This is a genomic window from Saccharothrix sp. (assembly GCF_031180885.1).
In the GTDB taxonomy this organism is placed as follows: domain Bacteria; phylum Actinomycetota; class Actinomycetes; order Mycobacteriales; family Pseudonocardiaceae; genus Actinosynnema.
Genome location: NZ_JAPSLK010000003.1, coordinates 230,906 through 250,716, shown reverse-complemented (window position 1 = coordinate 250,716; position 19,811 = coordinate 230,906). Strand labels below are relative to the sequence as shown.

The 19,811-nt window shown below is 72.2% G+C and carries 19 protein-coding genes; 13 read left to right on the top strand and 6 right to left on the bottom strand.

All coding sequences use genetic code 11. The annotated features are described in order from the left end of the window. The first annotated feature begins 19 nt into the window (after positions 1-19). The 3 genes from RIN75_RS07485 to RIN75_RS07475 are packed head-to-tail and all read left to right on the top strand — an operon-like array spanning position 20 to position 3,045. Positions 20-499, top strand: a complete 480-nt coding sequence (locus tag RIN75_RS07485; RefSeq protein ID WP_309111056.1) for an FxsA family protein — start codon at positions 20-22, stop codon at positions 497-499. A gap of 39 nt (positions 500-538) precedes the next feature. After that, the gene (locus tag RIN75_RS07480; protein WP_309111055.1) at positions 539-1,498 is read left to right on the top strand and encodes a TIGR03885 family FMN-dependent LLM class oxidoreductase; all 960 of its coding nucleotides are present in this window, start codon (positions 539-541) and stop codon (positions 1,496-1,498) included. Continuing rightward, positions 1,495-3,045, top strand: a complete 1,551-nt coding sequence (locus RIN75_RS07475) for an alpha-amylase family protein (RefSeq protein WP_309111054.1) — start codon at positions 1,495-1,497, stop codon at positions 3,043-3,045. Before RIN75_RS07480 ends, RIN75_RS07475 begins: the two co-directional genes overlap by 4 nt. Positions 3,046-3,482: 437 nt before the next feature. Here the strand turns inward: RIN75_RS07475 and RIN75_RS07470 are convergent, their stop codons facing one another. Both RIN75_RS07470 and RIN75_RS07465 read right to left on the bottom strand, forming a co-directional pair. Next, positions 3,483-4,151: a response regulator gene (locus RIN75_RS07470; RefSeq protein ID WP_309111053.1), complete on the bottom strand. Its 669-nt coding sequence runs from the start codon at positions 4,149-4,151 to the stop codon at positions 3,483-3,485. Further along, positions 4,148-5,722 (bottom strand): sensor histidine kinase, encoded by a 1,575-nt coding sequence (locus RIN75_RS07465; protein ID WP_309111052.1) that lies wholly within the window; start codon positions 5,720-5,722, stop codon positions 4,148-4,150. Before RIN75_RS07465 ends, RIN75_RS07470 begins: the two co-directional genes overlap by 4 nt. 155 nt (positions 5,723-5,877) lie before the next feature. Here RIN75_RS07465 and RIN75_RS07460 point away from each other — a divergent pair, with 155 nt between their 5' ends. From RIN75_RS07460 to RIN75_RS07450, 3 genes are read left to right on the top strand one after another with little or no spacing between them, the layout of a single operon-like run. After that, complete coding sequence (locus RIN75_RS07460; protein ID WP_309111051.1) at positions 5,878-6,855, top strand: tripartite tricarboxylate transporter substrate binding protein; 978 nt, start codon at positions 5,878-5,880, stop codon at positions 6,853-6,855. A gap of 5 nt (positions 6,856-6,860) precedes the next feature. After that, entirely contained in the window at positions 6,861-7,373 is a 513-nt protein-coding gene (locus RIN75_RS07455) for a tripartite tricarboxylate transporter TctB family protein (protein WP_309111050.1), read from the top strand. Continuing rightward, a complete protein-coding gene (locus tag RIN75_RS07450; RefSeq protein WP_309111049.1) occupies positions 7,366-8,865 on the top strand; it encodes a tripartite tricarboxylate transporter permease in 1,500 nt (499 codons plus the stop codon). The genes RIN75_RS07455 and RIN75_RS07450 overlap by 8 nt, the downstream gene beginning before the upstream one ends. 55 nt (positions 8,866-8,920) lie before the next feature. On the opposite strand, the gene RIN75_RS07445 is transcribed toward RIN75_RS07450, so the two are convergent. The 3 genes from RIN75_RS07445 to RIN75_RS07435 are packed head-to-tail and all read right to left on the bottom strand — an operon-like array spanning position 8,921 to position 10,832. After that, entirely contained in the window at positions 8,921-9,310 is a 390-nt protein-coding gene (locus RIN75_RS07445; RefSeq protein ID WP_309111048.1) for a hypothetical protein, read from the bottom strand. 7 nt (positions 9,311-9,317) lie between these two features. Then, positions 9,318-10,292: a HEAT repeat domain-containing protein gene (locus RIN75_RS07440; protein WP_309111047.1), complete on the bottom strand. Its 975-nt coding sequence runs from the start codon at positions 10,290-10,292 to the stop codon at positions 9,318-9,320. An 18-nt stretch (positions 10,293-10,310) separates the two neighbouring features. After that, positions 10,311-10,832: a zinc-dependent metalloprotease family protein gene (locus tag RIN75_RS07435; RefSeq protein WP_309111046.1), complete on the bottom strand. Its 522-nt coding sequence runs from the start codon at positions 10,830-10,832 to the stop codon at positions 10,311-10,313. Positions 10,833-11,159: 327 nt separating this feature from the next. Here RIN75_RS07435 and RIN75_RS07430 point away from each other — a divergent pair, with 327 nt between their 5' ends. The 6 genes from RIN75_RS07430 to RIN75_RS07405 all read left to right on the top strand — a co-directional run bounded on the left by RIN75_RS07430 (position 11,160) and on the right by RIN75_RS07405 (position 17,332). Continuing rightward, positions 11,160-11,747, top strand: coding sequence for an EF-hand domain-containing protein (locus RIN75_RS07430; protein ID WP_309111045.1), 588 nt, complete (start codon positions 11,160-11,162; stop codon positions 11,745-11,747). Positions 11,748-12,062: 315 nt separating this feature from the next. Beyond that, positions 12,063-13,076 (top strand): L-erythro-3,5-diaminohexanoate dehydrogenase, encoded by a 1,014-nt coding sequence (locus RIN75_RS07425; protein ID WP_309111044.1) that lies wholly within the window; start codon positions 12,063-12,065, stop codon positions 13,074-13,076. Continuing rightward, entirely contained in the window at positions 13,073-14,635 is a 1,563-nt protein-coding gene (locus RIN75_RS07420) for an amidohydrolase (RefSeq protein WP_375295924.1), read from the top strand. Before RIN75_RS07425 ends, RIN75_RS07420 begins: the two co-directional genes overlap by 4 nt. A 2-nt stretch (positions 14,636-14,637) precedes the next feature. Then, positions 14,638-16,206 (top strand): lysine 5,6-aminomutase subunit alpha, encoded by a 1,569-nt coding sequence (locus tag RIN75_RS07415; RefSeq protein ID WP_309111042.1) that lies wholly within the window; start codon positions 14,638-14,640, stop codon positions 16,204-16,206. Then, positions 16,203-16,946, top strand: a complete 744-nt coding sequence (locus RIN75_RS07410; protein ID WP_309111041.1) for an OAM dimerization domain-containing protein — start codon at positions 16,203-16,205, stop codon at positions 16,944-16,946. The genes RIN75_RS07415 and RIN75_RS07410 overlap by 4 nt, the downstream gene beginning before the upstream one ends. Continuing rightward, on the top strand, positions 16,943-17,332 hold the full coding sequence (locus tag RIN75_RS07405) for a hotdog fold domain-containing protein (RefSeq protein WP_309111040.1): 390 nt from the start codon (positions 16,943-16,945) through the stop codon (positions 17,330-17,332). The genes RIN75_RS07410 and RIN75_RS07405 overlap by 4 nt, the downstream gene beginning before the upstream one ends. Here the strand turns inward: RIN75_RS07405 and RIN75_RS07400 are convergent. Then, positions 17,289-19,343, bottom strand: a complete 2,055-nt coding sequence (locus RIN75_RS07400; protein WP_309111039.1) for an AAA family ATPase — start codon at positions 19,341-19,343, stop codon at positions 17,289-17,291. The genes RIN75_RS07405 and RIN75_RS07400 overlap by 44 nt on opposite strands. Positions 19,344-19,445: 102 nt before the next feature. On the opposite strand from RIN75_RS07400, the gene RIN75_RS07395 reads away from it, so the two are divergent. Then, the gene (locus tag RIN75_RS07395) at positions 19,446-19,799 is read left to right on the top strand and encodes a GntR family transcriptional regulator (protein ID WP_309111038.1); all 354 of its coding nucleotides are present in this window, start codon (positions 19,446-19,448) and stop codon (positions 19,797-19,799) included. Positions 19,800-19,811 lie beyond the last annotated feature (12 nt).

Below are 19,811 nucleotides of genomic sequence, written 5' to 3'. Positions count from 1 at the left end.
GCTCGTTCGTTGGTGGGGTATGCGCGTGTTCGCGGTAGTGCTGATCGGTCTCGCCGTCGAGTTGCTGACCTTGGTGTGGGCGGCCGGGACGTGGGGTTTCCTGCCCACGCTCGGGCTGCTGGTCCTCGGCGGCGTCGTCGGCTCGGTGCTCATGCGCCGCGAGGGCGCACGCACGATGGCCGCCTTCACCGAGGCCGTCCGCACCCGCCGCGCCCCGCACCAGGAGATCGCCGACGGCGTCCTCATCGCCGCGGCCGGGTTCCTGATCATCGTCCCCGGCTTCCTCAGCGACCTCGCGGGCCTGTTCCTGCTGTTCCCGCCCACCCGCCGGCTGATCAGCAAGCGCATCGCCCGCCGCGCCGAACAGCGCGAACGCGAGATGACCCTGAACCTGCGCTACGGCCGCCCGCCGACGGCCGGCGGCGTGGTGATCGACGGCGACGTGGTCGACGTGCGCCCCGACGAGCCCGCCCCGAAGCACCGCCCTGAACTGACCTGACCGGTGTCACGCCCGGCCGTCGCGGGTACCACACAGCCCATGACGGTCATCGGTGTGCACGCCTCGCACGAGCAGATACACCCGTCCGAGCTGCTCAGGGCCGTGAGACGGGCGGAAGAGGTCGGGTTCGACGCCGCGATGTCCTCCGACCACTTCTCGCCGTGGAGCGCCCGCCAGGGCCAGTCCGGTTTCGCCTGGTCGTGGCTCGGCGCGGCCCTCGAAGGCACCGGCCTGCCGTTCGGCATCGTCAACGCGCCCGGCCAGCGGTACCACCCGGCGGTCATCGCGCAGGCCATCGGCACGCTCGCCGCCATGTACCCCGGCCGGTTCTGGACCGCGCTGGGCACCGGTGAGGCGAGCAACGAGCACATCACCGGCCAGCGCTGGCCCCGCAAGGACGTCCGCACCGCCCGCCTGCGCGAATGCGTCGACATCATCCGCGCGCTGCTCAACGGCGAGGAGGTCAGCCACGACGGCCTGGTCACCGTCGACCGCGCCAGGGTGTGGACCAGACCCGGCGAGCCGCCCAAGCTGCTGGGCGCGGCGGTGAGCGCGGAGACCGCGCGGGGGCACGCGGAGTGGGCCGACGGGCTGATCACCGTCAACGGCCCGACCGAGCACCTGCGCAAGGTCGTCGAGGCCTACCGGGGCGCGGGCGGCGTCGGCAGGCTGTGCCTCCAGGTGCACCTGAGCTGGGCGCCCACCGAGGAGGAAGCCCTCGCGATCGCGCACGAGCAGTGGCGCTCCAACGTCTTCGCCCCGCCGGTGTGCTGGGACGTCGAGACCGCCGAGCAGTTCGACGTGATCTCCGAGCAGGTCACCCCCGAACAGGTCGCGCGCACCGTCAACGTCTCCGCCGACCTCGGCGAGCACGCGGCGCGCCTCACCGGGTACGTGGAGTTGGGCTTCGACGAGATCTACCTGCACCACGTGGGGCAGGAGCAGGACCGGTTCCTCGACGCGTTCGGCGAGCACGTCCTGCCGGAGGTGGGCCGGTGAAGCTCACCCGGACCGCCGACCTGTGGTGGAAGAACGCCGTCGTCTACTGCCTGGACGTGGAAACCTTCCACGACTCCGACGGCGACGGCCACGGCGACTTCCGCGGCCTGACCCAGAAGATCGACCACCTGCACAGCCTGGGCGTGACGTGCCTCTGGCTGATGCCGTTCTTCCCCTCACCGGATCGCGACGACGGCTACGACATCACCGACTTCTACGGCGTGGACCCCCGCCTGGGCACCCACGGCGACTTCGTCGAATTCGTCCGCACGGCACGTGACCGCGGTATGCGCGTGATCGCCGACCTGGTCGTCAACCACACCTCCGACCGCCACCCGTGGTTCGAGGAAGCGAGGTCGTCCCGCGACAACCCCCGCCGCGACTGGTACGTCTGGCGCGACCGGCCGCCGCCGGACGCGGAGAAGGGCGTGGTGTTCCCGGATCGGGAGAAGTCCTTGTGGGAGAAGGACGAACGAACGGGCCAGTACTACCTGCACCGGTTCTACAAGCACCAGCCGGACTTGAACGTGGCCAACCCGGCCGTGCGCGACGAGATCGCGCGGGTGATGGGGTTCTGGATGGAGCTGGGGTTGTCCGGGTTCCGGGTGGACGCGGTGCCGTTCCTGCTGGAGGCCCCGGTCCAGGACCTGCCTGATCCGCACGACTACCTGGGGGATCTGCGGGCGTTCCTGTCCAGGCGGAACGGGGAGGGGGTGCTGCTGGGTGAGGTCAACCTGCCGTACGCGGAGACGATGAAGTTCTTCGGGAGCAGGGACGGTGTCGGCGATGAGCTGCACATGTGCTTCGACTTCATCGGGATGCAGCAGATGTACCTGTCGCTGGCCCGGAAGGACGCCAGCCCGTTGAGCCATGCTCTGGGGGAGCGGCCTGTGCCGCCGCGGGACTGCCACTGGGCGACGTTCGTGCGCAACCACGACGAGTTGACCCTGGACAAGCTGACCGAGCCGGAGCGCCAGGAGGTCTTCCAGGCTTTCGGGCCGGAGCCGGAGATGCAGCTGTACGGGCGGGGGTTGCGGCGGCGGTTGCCGTCCATGGTCGGGGGTGATCCGCGGCGGATCAAGATGGTGTACAGCCTGTTGTTCACGCTTCCGGGGACGCCGGTGTTGTTCTACGGCGAGGAGGTGGGGATGACGGAGGACCTGTCGCAGGAGGGCAGGCTCGCGGTGCGGACCCCGATGTGGTGGGACGCGGTCCGGGAGCAGCGGCACGAGGAGGGGTCGCTGCTGTCGTGGATCAAGCTGTTGATCCGGGGGTATCGGGATTGTCCGGAGTTGGCTTGGGGGGCGTTCCAGGTGATCGACACGGCGGAGCCGGCGGTGTTGGCGCACCGGTGTGACATCGACGGGGGGACGGTGGTGGCGGTGCACAACCTGGGGGAGGGGGAGGTCGAGGTGGACCTGTCCACTGTGGATGGCGAGTTCGTGGATGTGTTCAGCGAGGAGGGGGTGAAGCCGAGGTTCACGTTGGAGGGGTACGGGTGTCGGTGGTTGCGGGCTTGGGCGGACGGGGTCCGGCCTGACCGGTAGGCGATCGGTCGGGTTGTGCGGCTGGGTCTGGCTTTGCGGGTTGGGCTTCGGCCGCCGGTTGTGTGTCCACCCGCCCACCCCCTCCCAGGCCACCTCGCAAAAGCCACAAAGACACCCGCCTTCGCCGGGGCAGCCTGCGGCCGAAGGCCCGGCGAAGCCGGGCCTTCGGCCCGCGCGAAGCGCGCTCGGCGCGCAGGGCGCGCCTGGCTTGTGCCAGGTGGCCTGGGAGGGGGTGGGCGGGTGGACACACACCGGCAGCCGAATCCAACCACCATCCAGCACCATCCCCGACCAAGCCAACCCACCCCCCGACCAAGCCAACCCACCGACCGCCGCTCCCACCACAACCCGCGCGCTGCTCGCCACCACACGCCACACTCAGCCCCCCGGTCCAGCTCGAATCAGCCGAACCCGGCCCGAGTCAGCCCAAGCCCGGCTCAGGTCAGCCGGTACCCGTGGGCCGGCCGGTTGGCCATCCCGTACCGCGGCTGGACCTCGGCCTTCCCCACCGCCACCAAGTGCTCCAAGTACCGCCGCGCACTAACGCGCGACAACCCCGCCCGCTCCCCGACCTCCTGCGCCGACAGGTCCGCCTCGCTGTCCCGCAGCGCCTCCGTCACCAGCCGCAACGTCACCGCCGACAACCCCTTCGGCAACCCCGCCCGCGGCCGGTGCTGCAACAGCTGGTCCACCTCGTCCTGGTCCAGCCACTGCCCCAACCGCTGCACCTCCAACCGCCGCGCCAAGTACTCCCGCATCCGGTCCAGGAAAGCCGCCCGCGTAAACGGCTTCACCAGGTAATGATCTACCCCTCGGGACATGGCCTGCCGCACGGTCTCCAGCTCCCGCGCCGCCGTCACCGCGATCACATCGACCGGCGGACCCGACCGCGCCCGCAACCGGGCCAGCACCTCCAAGCCGGAGATGTCCGGCAGGTGGATGTCCAGCAGCACCAGGTCCGGCCGCAGCGATTCCACCGCCCGCAACGCCTCGCCACCCCCGTGCGCCTCGCCCACCACCGTGAACTCCGGCAACGCCTCCAGGAAAGCCCGGTGCACGGCCGCGACCGCGAAGTCGTCGTCCACCACCAACGTCCGCACGGTCATCGGACACCGCCATCCGGCAGCCACACGTCGAACGACGCGCCACCCAACTCGGAATCAGTGATCTCCACCCGCCCACTGCGCCGGGTGACCACCCTGGACACCAAAGCCAACCCGATCCCTCGCCCGTGCGCACCCTCCGGCGCCTTCGAACTCACGCCCAACGTGAAGATCCGCCCCCGCTGCGACTCCTCGACCCCCGGCCCGTCGTCGTCCACGACCATCCGCACCCCGTCCGACGACGACCGCACCAGCACCCGCACCGTCCCGCCCGGATCGACCGCGTCGACCGCGTTGTCCACCAAGTTCCCCAACACCGTCAGCGCATCATCGCCCGCCCGGGTCGCTACCGCCGACGACGGGTCCAGCCGCAACGCCACACCCCGCTCGTGCGCCGTAGAGGACTTGGCCAGCAGCAACGCCGCCAACGCCGGATCGGCCACCGCACCGGAGATGATGTCCGAGGTCACCGACCCTGCCCCGCCGACCCGCTCGATGTAGGCCACCGCCTCGGCACGCCGGTCCAGCTCCACCAGACCACCGATCACATGCAGGTGGTTGGAGAACTCGTGCGCCTGCGCCCGCAGCACCTCTGTCACCGTCCGCTGCCCGTCCAACTGCCGCAACGCGTCGTGCAGCTCCGTCCGGTCACGCAACGTCAACACGACACCCACCGGACGCCCCTGCGTCTTGGCCGTCATGCGGTTGGCGACCAGCACCCGCTCCCCGGCCAGCACCAACCGGTCGGCCACGTCGTCGACACCCCGCGCCAGATCCAGCAGCCCGCCGTCCTCCAAGACCTCGGCAGCCGGTCGACCAGTGGGATCCTCGGTCAGGCCCAACAAGCGCACGGCCTCGTCGTTGACCAGCGCCAACCGCTCCCGGTCGTCCACCGCCACGACCCCCTCGCGGATGCCGTGCAGCATCGCGTCCCGGGTCTCCAGCAGCTGCGCGATCTCGGCCGGCTCCAGCTTGAACGTCCGCCGCCGCACCAACTGCGTCACCAGCGCCGCGCCCAGCACGCCGACCAGCGCCGCCGCCGCCAACCAGCCGATCAGCTCGGGAAGGTCCTCGGCGAGGTCGGCGGACAGTTCACTCTCCAAGATGCCCACCGACGCCATGCCGATGATCTGCCCGTCCGCCGCCCGGATCGGCACCTTCGCCCGCAGCGACGTGCCCAGCGTGCCGGTCTCGGTCCCCACGAACACGTTGCCCGACAGCGCCGAACTCGGATCCGTCGACACCCGTTCTCCTATACGCCGCGGGTCCGGGTGGGCGTACCGCACACCGTTGCGGTCGGTGACGACCACATAGGTCACGCCGGAGGCCTTGCGGATCAGTTCCACCAACGGCTGGATGGTGGCCGACGGCTCGGGCGCGCTGAAGGCTTCCACCACCGTGGGCAACCGTGCGACGCTCTCCGCGACCGACAGCATCCGGTCCTTGTAGGCCTCGCGGATGCGGTCGGACTGCAACTTGGCCGCCAGCAGACCCGCCGCACACGTCGTGACCAGCACGATGACCACCTGCAACACGAGCAGGGACCACCCGAGGGGGACGGTGCGGCGACGCATGGCAGGCATTCTGACCCACGGCGTGTGAGACCGGCCACGACCTAAACGACCAATACGGCCCTTACGACCGATGCCTTACCGCCCGCTCCCGCCGTCCCTACCGTTCCCGCCCAACCAGGGCGACGACGCCCCGGTGGGAACGCGGAGGCAAATCGATGGCAGCACAGCACACCCGGTTGGTCGCGGCGGTGGTCGCCGCGGGCCTGGTGCTCGCGGGGTGTGGGGGAGGCGCGAAGTCGGCGAGCGGGGAACTCGCCAAGCTGGAGATCATGGCCCCGGCCGACCCGGGCGGCGGCTGGGACCAGACCGCACGGGCCATCCAGGCGGCGGTCACCGGCGCGGGCCTGGCCAAGTCGGCGCAGGTCAGCAACGTCGGCGGGGCGGGCGGCACGGTCGGGCTGCAGAAGCTGGCCAACGAGAAGTCCGAGTCCTACCTGATGGTCACCGGCCTGGTCATGGTCGGCGCGGTGGAGACCAACGGCGTGGACAAGCGGCTGGAGGACACCACCCCGATCGCGCGGCTGACCGCCGAGGAGGAGGTGGTGGTCGTCCCGGCCGACTCGCCGCACCAGACCATCGAGGACCTGCTCAAGGCCGTCGAGGAGAAGGGCCAGGGCGTGTCGATCACCGGCGGCTCGGCCGGCGGCACCGACCACATCCTCGCCGCGATGCTGCTCAAGGCCAAGAACATCGACCCGGCCAAGCTCAACTACGTGCCCTACTCCGGCGGCGGCGAGTCGCTGGCGGCGCTGCTGGGCAAGAAGGTCGACGCGGGCATCTCCGGCGTCGGCGAGTACAAGGAGCAGATCAAGGCGGGCAAGCTGCGCGCCCTGGGCACCTCCGGCGCCACCCCGCACCCGGACCTGAACGTGCCGACGTTCAAGAACCTGGGCACCGGCGTGGAGCTGATCAACTGGCGCGGTGTCGTGGCGCCCGGCTCGATCTCGGCGGCGGCCAAGGACCGGCTGGTCAAGCTGATCACCGACATGCACGCCAGCCCGCAGTGGCAGGAGGAGCTGAAGAAGAAGGGCTGGACCGACACGTTCCTGACCGGCGACGAGTTCTCCAAGTTCCTCACCGCGGAGATCGGCCGCATCAAGCCGGTCCTCCAGGACATCGGCCTGGTCAAGTGAGTCGGGTGACCACCGACGCCGCACCCCGGGAGGCCTCGGCCAAGGTCGAGGAGTACGTCTTCGGCGGCCTGGTCGCGGCGCTGGGCGTGTTCACGCTGGTGGACGCGGGCTCCATCGCCGCGACCCGGGACGCCGTGGGCGCCCGCGCGTTCCCCTACGCGGTGGGGGTGTTGTTGCTGGTCACGGGCGTGGCGGCGGTCGTCGCCACGGCCCGGGGCCGGTTGGGCGAGGCCGAGGACGGCGAGGACGTCGACACCGGGGTGCGCACCGACTGGCTGACCGTGGCCAAGCTGGTCGCGCTGCTGGTGGCGCACCTGGTGCTGATCGACCTGGTCGGGTGGCCGGTCGCGGCGGCCGTGCTGTTCTTCGGGGCGGCGTGGGCGCTGGGCGCGGTGTGGTGGGAGGCGCTGCCGATCGCGGTGGTGCTGGCGCTGGTGGTGCAGGTGGTGTTCGCGTCCGGGCTGGGCCTGTCGCTGCCCGCCGGCGTGTTCGAGGGGGTGCCGCTGCTCGATGGGTAGCCTCACCGCCCTGCTGGAGGGCTTCGCGACCGCCTCGCAGCCCGAGTACCTGCTCTACGCCCTGCTGGGCGTCACCCTCGGCACCGCCGTGGGCGTGCTGCCCGGCATCGGTCCGGCGATGACGGTGGCGCTGCTGCTGCCGCTGACCTACTCGCTGGAGCCGACCGCGGCGTTGATCATCTTCGCGGGCATCTACTACGGCGGCATGTACGGCGGGTCGACGACCTCGATCCTGCTGAACACGCCCGGCGAGTCGTCCTCCATCGTCACCGCGCTGGAGGGCAACCGGATGGCCCGCGCGGGCCGGGGCGCGGCGGCGCTGGCGACGGCGGCGATCGGGTCGTTCGTGGCGGGCACCATCGCGACCGTGCTGCTCACGGCGTTGGCGCCGACCATCGCCGACGTCGCGGTGACGCTGGGTCCGGCGGACTACGTGGCGTTGATGGTGGTGGCGTTCGCGACCGTCGCGGCACTGCTGGGTTCTTCGCCCGTGCGCGGGCTCGCGTCGCTGGGCGTCGGCCTGTTCCTTGGTTTGGTCGGGACGGACACGTTGTCCGGCCAACAGCGGTTCACCCTCGGGGTGCCGACGCTGGCCGACGGGATCGACGTCGTGGTCGTCGCGGTCGGCGTGTTCGCGGTCGGAGAGGCGCTCTACGTGGCCTCCCGGCTGCGGCACGGCCCGGTCGAGGTGGTGCCGGTGGGCGGCAAGTGGTTCACCGGGGAGTTCTGGCGGCGGTCGTGGAAGCCGTGGCTGCGCGGCACGTTCATCGGGTTCCCGATCGGCACGGTGCCGGCCGGCGGCGCGGACGTGTCGACGTTCCTGTCCTACGCGGCGGAGAAGAAGCTGTCGCGGCACAAGGACGAGTTCGGGCGCGGCGCGATCGAGGGCGTGGCCGGGCCGGAGGCGGCGAACAACGCGGCGGCGGCCGGTGTCCTGGTGCCGCTGCTGACGCTGGGCCTGCCGACCACGGCGACCGCGGCGGTGATCGTGGCGGCGTTCCAGAGCTACGGCATCCAGCCCGGACCGCTGCTGTTCACCAACAACTCGGCGATGGTGTGGGCGCTGATCGCGTCGCTGTACATCGGCAACGTGATGCTGCTGGTGCTCAACCTGCCGCTGGTGAAGATCTGGGTGAAGGTCCTGCAGATCCCGCGCCCGTACCTGTACGCGGGCATCCTGCTGTTCGCCGCCCTGGGCACCTACGCGGTGAACTTCGTGGTGGACGACCTGGTCGTGCTGCTGATCATCGGCGTGGTCGGGTTCTTCATGCGCCGCCACGGCTACCCCGTGGCGCCGCTGGTGGTGGGCCTGATCCTCGGGCCGATGGCGGAGGAGCAGGTGCGCCGGACGCTGCAGATCAGCGAAGGCGACCCGACCGCCCTGGTGACCAGCCCGTTCGCGGCGGCGGCCTACGCGCTGCTGGCGGTCGCGCTCGCCGTGGCGGCGGTGCTGCGCCGACGCCGGCCACGCGTGCCGACGCCCACGGGCTGAGCGTGCCGCCGCCGGGCGCGGTAGGCGCGTGCGCCCGGCGGCGGCACTTCTCAAGTCATGTGGTGAACCGGACGGAGTCGAACAGGGTGTCGGCGAGGGCGCAGGTCTCGTCGTCGGCGCAGGACACGCGGACGGTCAACTGGTTGGGGCCGTTGTCCACGCGCAGGACGCGGACCCGCCGCCACGGGTCGCTGCCGGCGACCTCGATGTCGGTGGCGGTCCGCTCCTGCACCTGCCGTTCCCGGCTGGCGTAGCCGGGCTGGTCGCGCAGTTCGGCCAGGTCCTCGCCGTAGCGGCCGTAGTCGTAGACGATCTCGTAGCCCTCGCCGCGCAGCACGCCGAACACGGAGTCGACCGGCGGCATCTCGACGGCCGCGGCGTCGGGCGGCACGGCGAGTTCCACCGCGTCGCCCAGCCGCAGCACGCGCCAGCCCTCGGGTGGCATGTCCGGGCTACTCCGCCTGCGGGCTGCGCTTGGGCGTGGTGCGCCGGTCGGACACGCCCGAGATCTCGACCTCCTTGTTCGTGACCCGCAGCCGTCCGGCGACGGGCGCGGCGCCGGGGCGTTGGGCGGCGCGCAGGTCCAGGACCAGGTCGCCTTCGGCCAGCGACCCCTCGGCGACGTAGACGTCCTCACCGGTGAGCCGGGTCAGCCGGACCGCGAGGCGGTCGCCGCGCGGGCGGCTGAGCGCGATCATCGCCGGGTAGAAGTCGTCGTACTCCAGGTCCTGCACCGCGACGACGGCCGGGGTGGCGGGGCCGCGGCGGAGCTTCCCCTTGCCCTCGGCACCGAGGACGCCGCGGTCGACCGCGATCTCCAGCAGGCGCGGGCCGCACTGGACCTCGTAGACGTCGTGGTCGGCGGGGTTGAACCAGGGCAGGTCCCGCTTGATCGCCTTGAGCGCCCGGGAGCGCCGTTCCGGACCCGGGCGGACCCCGGCGAACGCCAGCGCCCCGACCTCTTCGGGTGCCGGCGCGGTTTCGGGCAGCTCCGCGTCGTCCTCCTGGTCGGTGAGCCCGAGCCGGTGGACGATCAGGTCCGCGGCGAACCGCGCGCGGTCGCCCAGCAGGCCGCCGCCACGTGCGCGCAGCGCGTCGAGGTGCTCGGCGGTGCCCACGTGGCCCAGGGCGGTGGCCGCGGCGGCGGCGATCCGGTCGTCCCCGTCGAGCGCGGACAGCAGGGTGGGCACGGCGTCCGCGCCCGCGACCCGGGCGTAGACGGTGACGGCCCCGGCGCGCACGTGCGGGTCGAGGTCGGTGTTCTCGGCGCTGTCGCGCAGCAGCTCCACCCGGTCGGCGCCGGGCACGTCCAGCTCGGAGAGCAGGGCCAGCGCCACCGAGGGCGGCACGCGGGGCACGCGGCCCGCGAGGGATTCGCGGACGACGTCCGGACCGGGCTCGACTCCCGGGATGTCGATCTTCACCATGTCGGCCTCCGGTGTCGGCTACGGCTCGATGAAGCAGTGGGACTTCATCCTGTTCCCCTGCGTGGTGGTCAGCAGCCCGCCGTTGGGCACGGACGGGAACATCAGGTTGGTGGAACTGCCCGTGGTGTGCGACAGCCCGAGGTAGTGACCGACCTCGTGGGCCAGCACCAGGCCGGTGTTGCCGCCGATCAGCTCGACGACCGCGCCGTCCATGCCCTTCGCGTTCTTGTCGCACGGGCCGGGGACGGGCGACAGGCCGGCGACCGACCCGACGTAGAGCTTGACGAAGAACACGTCGATCGCGTTGTTGCGCACGGTCCACTCGTCGGTCAGGGCCTCGGCCTCGCCGTTGTTGTCGATGACGTCGCGGCCTCTCGCGTCGGCCAGCGGTATGCGGTAGCGCTCGATCCGGCGCACCTGGATGCCGACGGTCGCGTAGATGTTGGTGAACGTCGTGAGCGCGTTGTTGATGGTGGTGGCGTCGGCGGCGGTGAAGTTCTCGAACCCGACGCGGATGACGTTGATGCTGATACCCGGCATCCGGGCCTCCGGAAGTGGTGCATCGCGCTCCGGCCCGCCGCGCCTGATGGGTGCCGGCGGGTCCGCGCTGCTCGGGGGATTGGCGGTGGAGCGGGCCCGCGACCAGTGCAGCAGCGGACTACGGGGCGGACAAGGCAGCGTTGCGGCTTGTCATACGGAAGAGTGACGGGCTGACCGCATTTATGTACTTTCGCGCTCGCGTTCAGTGATTTCGCGGGCACTGTTCGTGTCGGCTCGCACGATTGGTTGGATCATGCGCGCCGGTGTCGCGGTCGCGGGTGCGCTGCTCCGAGGATTGGGTGGACCTGAAACGGACAGGGAGGCCCGGTGTCCACGTCGTTCCTCGACCGCAAGATCCGCCACGGCTTCGACCGCTTCGACGGCGACCGGGACGGCCGGCTCACCTGGCACGACCACGTGGTGATGGGGGAGCGGACGGCGGCGGGGCTGGGGCACGAGCCGGGGTCGGCGGACGGGCACCGGATCATCGAGGCGTACTGCCGGATCTGGGAACGGGTGCACCGGCCGCACGACGCGGACGGCGACGGCAGCGTGACCCGGGACGAGTTCGCGGCGGCGATCATCGGGGCGGCCGGTCGGGCGGGGGCGATCGCGGACCTGGCGGTGACGGTGTTCGAGGTGGCCGACGCGGACGGCGACGGGCGGATCGGGTTCCCCGAGTACCTGGCGTTCCTGCGCGGCCACCAGCCCGACATGCCCGAGGAGGAGGCGGCGGAGGCGTTCGGCCACCTGGACCGGGACGGCGACGGGGCGGTTGGCCGGGCGGAAGTCGCGACCGCGATCGTGGAGTACTGGACCAGCACCGACCCGGCCGCGCCGGGCAACTGGTTCTACGGCCGGCCGCCCAGCGCCCTCAAGGCCGTCGCGCCGGGGGAGCCGGGTTCGGCGGTGTAGGTGTTCGGCGGTGTAGGTGGCGAGGGTGCGGTCGGGTTCGCCGGGAACTCGCTCGACTCGCTCACGGGTGGGCGGCCCGGGTCGCGCGTGGTGGTGAGGCCGGGCGTGGCCTCCGGCCCGTGTGGTGGTTTGGCCGGGCGTGGCCTCCGGCCCCCGGTTCCATGGTCGCACGGGGTACCGACAGTTTGCTGGGGCTGCGGTGCCCAGGAAATCCTCGGCTCGGGGTAGGCAACCAAGAGCGCTGAACTCTTGCGCAATCTTGACGCCTCACGTGAAGATATCGGCGTCCAGCCGTCGTCGAGCCGAAGGATTTCCATGACGTCGCCGTTCGGTCTCCACCGTGTCGTCGAACCCGCGGGTGTCCTGCCGCAGCAGGCCTGGCGGCTGGACCCGGCACCGGAGTGCGGCGCGGACGAGGTCGTGGTGGACGTCGAGCGGCTCAACCTGGACGCCGCGTCCTTCCGGCAGCTGCGTGAACAGCACGGCGACGGCATCAAGCGGGCTGTGCTGGACATCGTGGCCGAGCGCGGCAAGATGCAGAACCCCGTGACCGGGTCCGGCGGCATGCTGCTGGGCACGGTCCGCGCGGTCGGTCCGGACTCGCCGCTGGACCTCAAGCCGGGCGACCGGATCGCGACGCTGGTCTCGCTCACCCTGACCCCGCTGCGGATCACCGACGAGCTGGCGCACTGGGACGGCACGACAGAGCAGGTCCCGTGCGCGGGCACGGCGGTGTTGTTCGGGCGGTCGATCGCGGCGGTGCTGCCGGACGACCTGCCCGACGAGTTGGCGCTGTCCGTGCTGGACGTGTGCGGCGCGCCCGCGTTGACCGACCGGGTGGTGCGGCGCAAGGGTGCGAAGTCGGTGCTGGTGCTGGGCGGTGGCGGCAAGTCGGGGTCGTTGTCGTTGGCCGCTGCCCGCCGGGCCGGCGCGACCCGGCTCACCGCGCTGGTCCCGACCGAAGCGGAAGCCGAGCGGGTGCGGAATTCGGGGCTGGCCGACGAGGTGGTCATCGCCGACGCGCGCAACCCGGTCGCGGTGCTGGACGCGGTGGGCACCCCCGCTGACGTGACCGTGGTGTGCGTGGACGTCCCGGGCTGCGAGCACGGCGCGATCCTGGCCACGGCGGACGGCGGCACGGTCGTGTTCTTCTCCATGGCCACCTCCTTCTCCGCCGCTGCCCTGGGCGCGGAGGGCCTGGCGGCGGACGTGGAGATGCTGGTCGGCAACGGCTACGTGCCCGGTCACGCCGAGTTCGCCCTGGACCTGCTGCGCGCCGAGCCTGCCGTCAGGGCGCTGTTCGACCACAGGCAGACTGCACAGGCGTGACTACCGTGAACAGGACCCAGCTGCTGGTGGGTGGCCGGGTCCACTCCCCGACCTCGCCGGACGCCACCGCGATGGCGATCACCGACGGCACCGTGGTGTGGCTGGGCCAGGACTCCGTCGGCCGCGCCCTGCACCCCGACGCCGAGGTCGTGGACCTGGCCGGCGCGTGGGTCGCGCCCGCGTTCGTGGACGCCCACGTGCACGCCACCTCCGCCGGCCTGCTGCGCACCGGCCTGGACCTGACCCGCTGCCGGTCGTTGGCCGAGCTGCTGGACGCGGTCCGCGCAGCGGAGGGACCGCTGGTGTGGGGGCACGGCTGGGACGAGACCCGCTGGCCCGAGCAGCGCCCGCCCACGCGCGCCGAGCTGGACGAGGCCGCCCGCGGCAAGACCGCGTACCTGTCCCGCATCGACGTGCACTCGGCGCTGGCGTCCACCGCCCTGGTCGACCTGGCCCCGTCCGCCCGCGAGGCTGACGGCTGGTCCCCGGACGGCCCGCTGTCCCGCGCCGCGCACCACCTCGTGCGGGGCGCGGCCAAGGACGCCATCCCCGTCGACCAGCGCCGGGCGGCCCAGAAGGCGTTCCTGGCGCACGCGGCCTCGATGGGCATCGCGTCGGTGCACGAGTGCGCGGGCCCGGACATCTCCAGCCGCGACGACCTGGCCGACCTGCTCGCGACCACGGATGGCCCGGAGGTCGTGGGCTACTGGGGTGCCCGCGACCCGATCGACCTGCCGGTGCGGGGTCTCGCCGGCGACCTGTTCGTCGACGGCGCGCTGGGCTCCCGCACGGCCGCGCTGTGCGAGAAGTACGCCGACGCCGACACCTCCGGCGCGCTGTACCTGTCCGCCGACGAGATCGCCGCGCACCTGGTGGCGGCCACGCGAGCCGGGTTGCAGGGCGGGTTCCACGTCATCGGCGACGCCGCGATGGCCGCCGTGGTCGAGGGCTTCGAGAAGGCCGCCGCGACCGTCGGCGCGCCCGCCCTGGCCGCCCGCCGGCACCGCCTCGAACACGTCGAGATGATCACCGCCGAGCAGGCCGCGAAGCTCGGCTCGTGGGGCGTGGTGGCGTCGGTGCAGCCGTTGTTCGACCACGAGTGGGGTGGCCCCGAGGGCATGTACGCGCGGCGCCTGGGCGTCGAACGCGGCACCGCGCTCAACCCGTTCGCCCAGCTCGCGAGCGCCGGGCTGGTGCTGGCGTTCGGCTCGGACGCCCCCGTGACCGCCGTGGACCCGTGGGCGGCGATCCGGGCCGCCGTGCACCACCGGACGGACGGGTTCGGCATCTCGCCGCGTGCCGCGTTCAACGCCCACACCCGCGGCGGGTGGCGCGCGGCCGGCGTGGACGACGGCGTCACCGGCACGCTCCAGCCCGGCGCGCCCGCCACCTACGCGGTGTGGGAGGCCGGGGAACTGGAGGTCACCACCCCCGACTCCCGCGTGCAGCGCTGGTCCACCGACCCGCGCTCGCGCGTGCCCGGACTGCCGTCCCTGGACTCCACCCCCACCTGCTTGCGGACCGTGTTGCGCGGCCGGACGATTTTCGAAAGGGAGTGACAATGGCGTTGCTCGACCTCGACCCCGATGTGGTCGCCACGGCGCGCAGGCTCGCCGCGAGGGCGGCGGAGCCCGTGGTGGCCATCGCGAAGGCCCACACCACGGTGGCGGTCGAGCGCGCGACACTGCGGCTGGCCGGGATCACCGGCGCCGACTCCACCCACCGCGCGGGCGACGTGCCGTGGGTGAACCGGGTGATCGACACCGTGCGCGAGCACTGCGGGCTCGAACACGGTGTCGCCCTCCCCGCCTTCTACGCGCTCAAAGAGCACAACCTGGGCACCCTGACCGAGCTGGCCGAGGCCACCGCCGCCGGCCAGGTCCGGTTCACCGTGCCGACCGGACGCGACCGGACCCGCGCGGAGAAGGCCGCCCGCGCGGCGATCGCCCGGGGCATCAAGACCGTCGACAAGAACAAGGCGCAGCGGGACAAGCTGGTCGCCAAGTGGGGCGACCCGGCGCAGCGACCGTGGATCTACCTGATCGTGGCGACCGGTGACATCGACGAGGACGTGGTCCAGGCGCAGAACGCCGCCCGCGCGGGCGCGGACGTCATCGCCGTCATCCGCTCCACCGGGCAGTCGCTGCTGGACTACGTGCCGGAAGGCGCGACGCACCACGGGTTCGCGGGCACCTACGCCACGCAGGAGAACTTCCGCATCATGCGGGCCGCGCTGGACGAGGTGTCCAAGGAGGTCGGCCGGTACGTGCGGCTGACCAACTACGCCTCGGGCCTGTGCATGCCGGAGATCGCGGTGCTGGCCGGGTTGCAGCGGCTGGACATGATGCTCAACGACTCCATGTACGGCATCCTGTTCCGCGACATCAACCCCATCCGCACGTTCGTCGACCAGCGGTTCTCCCGCCAGGTCCACGCCCGCGCCGGCATCATCATCAACACCGGCGAGGACAACTACCTCACCACCGCCGACGCCGTGGACGCCGCGCACACCGTCACCGTGTCGCAGCTGCTCAACGAGCACTTCGCGCACGAGGCCGGGCTGCCCGACCACCTGCTGGGCCTGGGGCACGCGTTCGAGATCAACCCGAAGGTGCCCGAGTCGTTCCGGCTCGAACTGGCGCACGCCCTGCTGGCGCGGGAGCTGTTCCCCGACGCGCCGCTGAAGTGGATGCCGCCGACCAAGCACATGACCGGCGACGTGTTCAACGGCTACCTGCTGGACGGGTTCTTCAACCTCGCGGGCGTCCTGACCGGGCAGTCGATCCTGCTGGTCGGGATGATGACCGAGGCCGTGGTGACGCCGTTCCTGTCCGACCGGGACCTGGCGCTGGCCAACGTCCGGTACGTGCTCAACGCGGCCGGCGGGCTGGCGGAGGACTTCCGGCCCGCGCCGGACGGGTTCATCGTCAAGCGCGCCCACCAGGTGCTGGGGGAGGCCGTGGACCTGCTGGAGCGGATCGTGGACGACGGGCTGTTGAACGCGATCGCCGATGGCACGTTCGGGCTGATGAAACGGCCGGCGGACGGCGGCAAGGGCGCGGACGGCGTGGTGGAGAAGGCGGACGGGTACTGCAACCCGGCTTCGGAGCTGCTGGAGGCGGGGGCGTGACCAAGCGGCACGTGCGTCCGTACGGCGACACCACCGGCGACGGGATGGTGCAGACCTCGTTCACCCTGCCGGTCCCGTTCGGGCCCAAGGCGGACGGGGCGGCGCAGCAGTTGGCGAACAAGATGGGCATCGACCCGGCGATGGTCGTGCACTCGCACCCGATCGGCGAGGACTTCACGTTCTTCGTGGTGTACGGGTCGGTCAAGCACATCGTGGACCTCGACGCGGTCCGGGTGGTGGAGCGGGAGTACCCGCTGCTCTCGCCCGCCGAGGTGAACACGACGGTGAAGAAGTTGTTGCGGCGCAAGCTGGTCGTGGTCGGCGGGTGCATCGGCACCGACGCGCACACGGTGGGCATCGACGCGATCCTCAACATCAAGGGCTTCGCCGGCGAGAAGGGCCTGGAGTACTACCGCGAGCTGAAGGTCGTGAACCTGGGCGCGCAGGTGTCGGTGCCCGAACTCGTGCGCCGGGCGCGCGCGGAGAAGGCGGACGCGGTGCTGGTGTCGCAGGTCGTCACGCAGCGGGACGCGCACATCCTCAACACCCAGGAGATGTCCGCGGCGTTCCGCGAGGCCATGGGCGACCGCCGCCCGCTGCTGATCGCCGGCGGACCCCGCTTCGACCCGCTGATGGCGGACTCACTCGGTGTCGACCGGGTGTTCAGCCGGGGGACGACGCCCGGTGAGGTCGCCAGCTACCTGGTGCACGCGATGCAGGAGAGGAAAGGGGCAGCGTGAGCCTGACCGAGGGTTTCTCCGTGACACACCGCCGGTACGTGCCGCACTCGCACGCCCACTACGGGGGCAACCTCGTGGACGGGGCGTACGGGCTGGGCATGTTCGGTGACGTGGCGACCGAGCTGCTGATCCGAACGGACGCCGACGAGGGCCTGTTCGCGGGTTACTCGAACGTCGAGTTCACGGCCCCGATCCAGGCCGGCGACGTGATCGAGGCGACCGCGACCCTGGTCCGCGTCGGCACCCGGTCCCGCGAGATCGAGTTCGAGGCCCGCGTGGTGTGCCGGTCGGCCCCGGAGCGCGGGCCGTCCGCGGCGGACGTCCTGGACCCGCCGGTCGTGGTCACCCGCGCGCGGGGCACGGTGGTGGCGCCGAAGCAGGACTGAGTTCGGGCAGGTCGACGATCTGTTCTGGGGGCGGGCCCGGGTGGAGCAGGCCGAGCCGGTGGGTGGTCCTGGTCATGGCCACGTACAGGTCGCGTGGCTCGGCCAGGATCGCCGCCGGGTCGACGACCAGGACCGAGTCGAACTCCAGTCCTTTGACCTGGCGAGGGGTGAGGGCGCGGAACCGGTCGTCGGGCAGTGCGGCGGCGAGCTCCGGCACCAGGTGTTCGGGCGCGACGACGGCGAACCGGCCTTCGTGCCGGGCTTCTGTGGCGGCCCACGCGGCGACGTCGGCGGGGAGGTCCGTGGACTGCTTGCGCCACGGCCGCACGCCTGTTGACCGGATGGCGGTGGGTGGTTCGACGTCCAGCACGGCGGCTGCGGCGGCGACGACTTCCGCCGGGGTGCGGTAGGTGACGGTGAGCCGGGTGCGCCGCCACCGGTCGCCGACGTGCGGCCCCAGCACCTCGTCCCAGGATCGTGCGCGGCCGCCTTGGTCGAGGTCGCCGACGACGGTGAGCGACCGGCTGGGGCAGCGGCGCAGGACCGCCCGCCACGCCATCGGCGACAACTCCTGCGCCTCGTCCACCACGACGTGCCCGAACGCCCAGCCCGGGTCGGCCGCCGCCCGCTCGGCGAAACTCCCGCCGGACCGGTCGGCGGCGCGCTGGGCGAGGCTCCGGCCGGCGGTGTGCTCGGCGAAGCTCGCGCCGGACCGGTCGGGGCCGGCGCCCACCAACGCGGCGGCTTCGTCGAGCAGGGGCACATCCGCGGCGGTCCAGCCGCCGGGGGAGCGGCGCAAGGCGTCCCGTTCGGCCGGTGACAGCCCGCGGGCGCGGGACGGGTCCGCGTAGAGGTCGTCCAAGACCCGGGTCGGGGTCAAGTCCGGCCACACCTCGGCCACGGCGGCGCGGACATCGGCCGACGCCAGGAGAGCGGCGCGCAGGTCGGCCAGGTCGTCGTCATCGAGCACCGGGCGCGGCCCCAGGTCGTCGGGGTCGACCACGAAACCGACTGCCTCCAGCGCCCGCACGTCCGCCGCGCCCAGCCCACCGTCCGCCCGACCGCCGTCCAGCGCCTCGCCGTCGTCGGACAGCACGACCGCCTCCATCCGCCTCGCCAACGCCCGGACCAGCGCGTCCACCACCTCCCGGTGGAACACCGACCCCGCCGGACCGTGCGGCAGACCGGCCCGGCGCGCCCGCCGCACCGCCTCCGCCGTGTCCACCACCAGCCGGTGCCCTTCGAACTCCACCTCGACCTCGCCGCCGCGGACGTAGGACCGGACGGCGTCGGCCAGCACCTCGGCCAGCACGGCCCGGCCCTTCAACTCGGCGACCTCGGCGGGCTCCGCCCGGTCCGGGGCGATGCCCGGGAGCAGCCGGTCTACCGTGGTCGTCACCACCCGGTCCTCGCCCAGGCCGGGCAAAACCTGGCCGATGTAGTCCAGGAACAGCCGGTTCGGGCCGACCACCAGCACACCGCGCGCGGCCAGGTGGGGGCGGCGGTAGAGCAGGTGTGCCACGCGGTGCAGGGCCACGGCGGTCTTGCCGGTGCCGGGACCGCCGTCGATCACCAGCACGCCGGCGTGGTCGGAGCGGATCACGGCGTCCTGTTCCGCGCGCAGCGTGGTGACGACGGTCCGCATCCGGTCGCCGCGCGCCGCCGTCACGGCCTGGAGCAGCGCGGCATCGCCGGTCACGCCGTCCACCTCGCCGTCGCCGAGCAGTTCGTCGTCCACGGCGAGCACGGTTCGGCCCCGGGTGGTGATGCGCCGTCGCCTGATCACGCCTTCGGGGGAGGCGGCGGTGGCGGTGTAGAAGGGGCGGGCGGCGGGGGCGCGCCAGTCCAGCAGCAGCGGCTCGTCGTCGCGGAACACGCCGGCGCGTCCGATGTGGACGGAGCGGCCGTCGGCGTGGTCCAGGCGGCCGAAGCACACGTCGTCGGGCAGGTCGGCGAAGCGGTGCAACTCGTCGAGGAAGTCCTGTTCGCGGCGGATCTCGGGGCTGGTCACGGGCAGTCACGGTGCCGGACCCGATCGGGGAAGTGCAGTCTTGTCTTTCCGCACGCGCTCAGCCGGTACTGCGCGTCGGCCGGCGTCTGCCACTATCGACGCGTGATCAGCCTCGATCCGGCCTCCTCGGTACCGCCCTTCGAGCAGGTGCGGTCCCAGTTCGCCCGCAAGATCACCGAGCGCGAGCTGGCCGTGGGCACCCGGTTGCCCACCGTGCGGGCCCTCGCCGCCGAGCTGGGCATCGCGGTCAACACCGTGGCCCGTGCCTACCGCGAGCTGGAGGAGGCGGGTCTCATCGAGACCCGGGGCAGAGCCGGGACCGTGGTCAGCGCGGCGGGGGAGCGCAGCCGGGAACGGGTGCTGCGGGCCGCCCGCAATTACGCCGCCACGGCGCGCGAGCAGGGCCTGACCGCCGAGGAGGCGCTGGAGATCGTCCGCGCCGCCCTCGCGGACTGAACCAGTCCGATC